The 3,164-nt window shown below is 70.1% G+C and carries 5 protein-coding genes; 4 read left to right on the forward strand and 1 reads right to left on the reverse strand.

From position 1 onward, the window contains the following. Positions 1-356 (forward strand): glutathione S-transferase C-terminal domain-containing protein (locus NS331_RS24875; protein WP_193758211.1); only part of this gene is annotated, 356 nt, incomplete at its 5' end. Between the two features lie 15 nt (positions 357-371). Here NS331_RS24875 and NS331_RS24880 read toward each other — a convergent pair. After that, the gene (locus tag NS331_RS24880; protein WP_058644582.1) at positions 372-704 is read right to left on the reverse strand and encodes a hypothetical protein; all 333 of its coding nucleotides are present in this window, start codon (positions 702-704) and stop codon (positions 372-374) included. A 243-nt stretch (positions 705-947) separates the two neighbouring features. Here NS331_RS24880 and NS331_RS24885 point away from each other — a divergent pair, with 243 nt between their 5' ends. The 3 genes from NS331_RS24885 to NS331_RS24895 form a co-directional block, all read left to right on the forward strand. After that, positions 948-1,370 carry a PaaI family thioesterase gene (locus tag NS331_RS24885; RefSeq protein ID WP_058644583.1) on the forward strand — a complete coding sequence of 141 codons (423 nt, stop codon included), beginning with the start codon at positions 948-950 and terminating at the stop codon, positions 1,368-1,370. Positions 1,371-1,444: 74 nt separating this feature from the next. After that, positions 1,445-2,737 (forward strand): solute carrier family 23 protein, encoded by a 1,293-nt coding sequence (locus NS331_RS24890; RefSeq protein WP_058644584.1) that lies wholly within the window; start codon positions 1,445-1,447, stop codon positions 2,735-2,737. A gap of 110 nt (positions 2,738-2,847) precedes the next feature. Next, the coding region (locus NS331_RS24895) for a septum site-determining protein MinC (RefSeq protein WP_502263812.1) at positions 2,848-3,164 on the forward strand (317 nt) is incomplete at its 3' end.

Genomic DNA, 3,164 nt, shown 5'->3' on the forward strand with positions numbered 1-3,164 from the left:
TGATGTTCCAGATGGGCGGCATCGGGCCCATGTTTGGCCAGCTCGGCTTCTTCCACAAGTTCGCCGGCAAGGACTACGAGGACAAGCGCCCGCGCGACCGCTACGTGGCCGAGTCCAAGCGCCTACTGGGCGTGCTGGACAAGCACCTCGCGGGCAAGGACTGGGTGCTGGGCAGCGACTATTCCATCGCCGATATCGCCATCTTTCCGTGGGTGCGCAACCTCGTGGGCTTCTACGAGGCGCGCGAGCTGGTCGGCTTCGGCGAATTTATGCAGGTGCAGCGGGTGCTCGACGCCTTCGTGGCGCGTCCTGCCGTGGCACGCGGGCTGAACATTCCGCCCGCGCCCGCCAAATAGGAGGCCCGGCGCCGTTCAGCGCCAGTGCAGCCGACGCCGCACCACGGGCCGGCTGATGGCGGCGATGGCCAGGCCGGCAATGGCGGCCGAGGCGATCAGCGCGAAGGACTTGGACACGACCAGGCCCTTCACCGGCCGCCGCGCGCCGTCCTCGCGCTTGCGCGGCGGCGGGCTGACCGTGACCGACACCGGGTCGCTGGCGGGGAAGGACTGGGCGATGCCCTCGTCCAGCGTGTCCTCGTCGGGCTCGCGCTTCTCGGGCGGCGCCACCTTTTCGGCCGCCTGCGGGTCGGCGGCAGTGGGAAAGCGGAAGGCGTCGGGCGGGGTGGTCTTGTCGTCCTGGCTCATGGGGGCTCCTCGTTCCATGGGGTGTAGAGAACCCGCGATGCGGGCTGGCGGGCCAGCCTAGCGCGCCCGCCTGCGCGGACTGTGGGACCACGCCGCGAATCGGGTAGGAACAGCGTCGCCTTCACAGGCGCTGACGGTGCACGCCCGCGCTGGCGGCCCGCAGGCGACTGCACCGCCGAGGTGCGCTGGCTATAGTTCCGCGGCTCGTTCATCCACACCCCCACCATGCCGACGGAGACACCCATGCGCATCTGGCAGAAACCCATCTCGATCGAGGAACTCACCCGCAGCCACGTGGGCACCGTGGGCCAGCATCTCGGCCTGGAGTTCGTGGAGATCGGCGACGACTACATCGTCGGCCGCGTCCCGGTGGATGGCCGCACCATCCAGCCCTACGGCATCCTGCACGGCGGCGTGTCGGTGGTGCTGGCCGAGACGCTGGGCTCCTGCGGCGCCCACTATTCGGTGCCCGAGAACGAGCGCACCGTGGGGCTGGACGTCAACGCCAACCACCTGCGCGCCGCTTCCAAGGGCTGGGTGACGGGCACCGCACGGCCGGTGCACCGCGGCCGCAGCACGCAGGTCTGGCAGATCGAGCTGCGCGACGACGAGGGCCAGCTGACCTGCGTCTCGCGCCTGACCATGGCGGTGCTGCAGCCGCGCTGAGCCCGCCGGCGCGCGGCCACCGCCCGCGACCGCGACCGCATCCCTCACCACAACAACACTCCGAGGAGAGATCCATGAGCCTTTTCCAGTGGCGCGAAGTCGCCATGACGGGCAGCACCGTCGTCGCGCCCGATGAGCGCCTGTCCTGGCCGCAGACCGGCGCCATGGGCGTGCAGCACGTCATCGCCATGTTCGGCGCCACCGTGCTGGCGCCCATCCTGATGGGCTTCAACCCCAACGTGGCCATCCTCATGAGCGGCCTGGGCACGCTGCTGTTCTACCTGCTCACCGGCGGGCGCGTGCCCAGCTACCTGGGCTCGAGCTTCGCCTTCATCGGCGTGGTGATCGCCGCCACCGGCTACGGCGGCCAGGGGCCCAATGCCAACCTGCCGGTGGCGCTCGGCGGCATCATCGTCTGCGGGCTGGTGTACTTCGGCATCGGCCTCCTGGTGCAGGCCGTCGGCACGGGCTGGATCGAGCGCTTCATGCCGCCGGTGGTCACCGGCGCGGTGGTGGCCGTGATCGGCCTCAACCTGGCGAGCGTGCCGATCAAGAACATGGCGGCCGGCAACTTCGACAGCTGGATGCAGGCCATGACCTTCCTCTGCGTGGGCCTGGTGGCGGTGTTCGCGCGCGGCATGCTGCAGCGCCTGCTGATCCTGGCCGGGCTGCTGCTGGCCAGCGTGGTCTATGCCGTGCTGGCCAACGGCCTGGGCCTGGGCAAGCCGCTGGACCTGTCGGGCGTGGCGGCCGCCGCGTGGCTGGGCCTGCCGGCCTTCACCGCGCCGCGCTTCGAGGCCAGCGCCATGCTGCTGATCGCGCCCGTGGCCATCATCCTGGTGGCCGAGAACCTGGGGCACCTCAAGGCCGTGACGGCCATGACCGGCCGCAACCTCGACCCGCTGATCGGCCGTGCCTTCATGGGCGACGGTCTGGCGACCATGGTCAGCGGCGCCGCGGGCGGCACGGGCGTCACCACCTATGCCGAGAACATCGGCGTGATGGCCGCCACGCGCATCTATTCCACCGCCGTGTTCGTGGTGGCCGCCGTCATCGCGCTGGTGCTGGGCTTCAGTCCCAAGTTCGGCGCGCTGATCCAGGCCATTCCACTGCCGGTGATGGGCGGCGTGTCCATCGTGGTGTTCGGCCTGATCGCCGTGGCCGGCGCCAAGATCTGGGTCGACAACCGGGTGGACTTCTCGGACAACCGCAACCTGATCGTCGCCGCCATCACGCTGATCCTGGGCACGGGCGACTTCACGCTCCGATTCGGCCAGTTCGCGCTGGGCGGCATCGGCACCGCCACTTTCGGGGCCCTGCTGCTGTGGGCCATGCTGGGCCGCGGCGCGAACGCCCGGTCACATTGAGCCCTCTTGCGCGGCACCGCGCCACGGTGCCGCGCCATTAAACTTCGAAGGTTTCGCCGGCCTGGCGAAACCTTTTTTCTTTTCATCCCCCTCCTCTTTCCCCGTCCTCGATGGCCGATGCCTCCGCCGCACGCGCACGCGCGGTTTTCGAATTCAAGAGCGCCACGCTGCCCCTGGTGGCCGTGATCCTCAAGACCGCCGATCTCGCCGTGCTCACCGCCGCGCTCGACGCGCAGCTGGCCGACTCGCCCGACTTCTTCGAGCAGGAGCCGGTGGTGATCGACCTCTCCCAGCTGCCCGAGGAAGAGGCCGCGGCCAGCATCGACTTCAAGGCGCTGCGCGCCATCCTCGCGCGGCACCAGACCCAGCCCGTGGCCGTGCGCGGCGCCGATGCGCGCCATGCGCAGGCCGCGCGCGCCGCCGGCCT

The organism is Pseudacidovorax intermedius (assembly GCF_001476815.1).
In the GTDB taxonomy this organism is placed as follows: domain Bacteria; phylum Pseudomonadota; class Gammaproteobacteria; order Burkholderiales; family Burkholderiaceae_C; genus Xenophilus; species Xenophilus intermedius_A.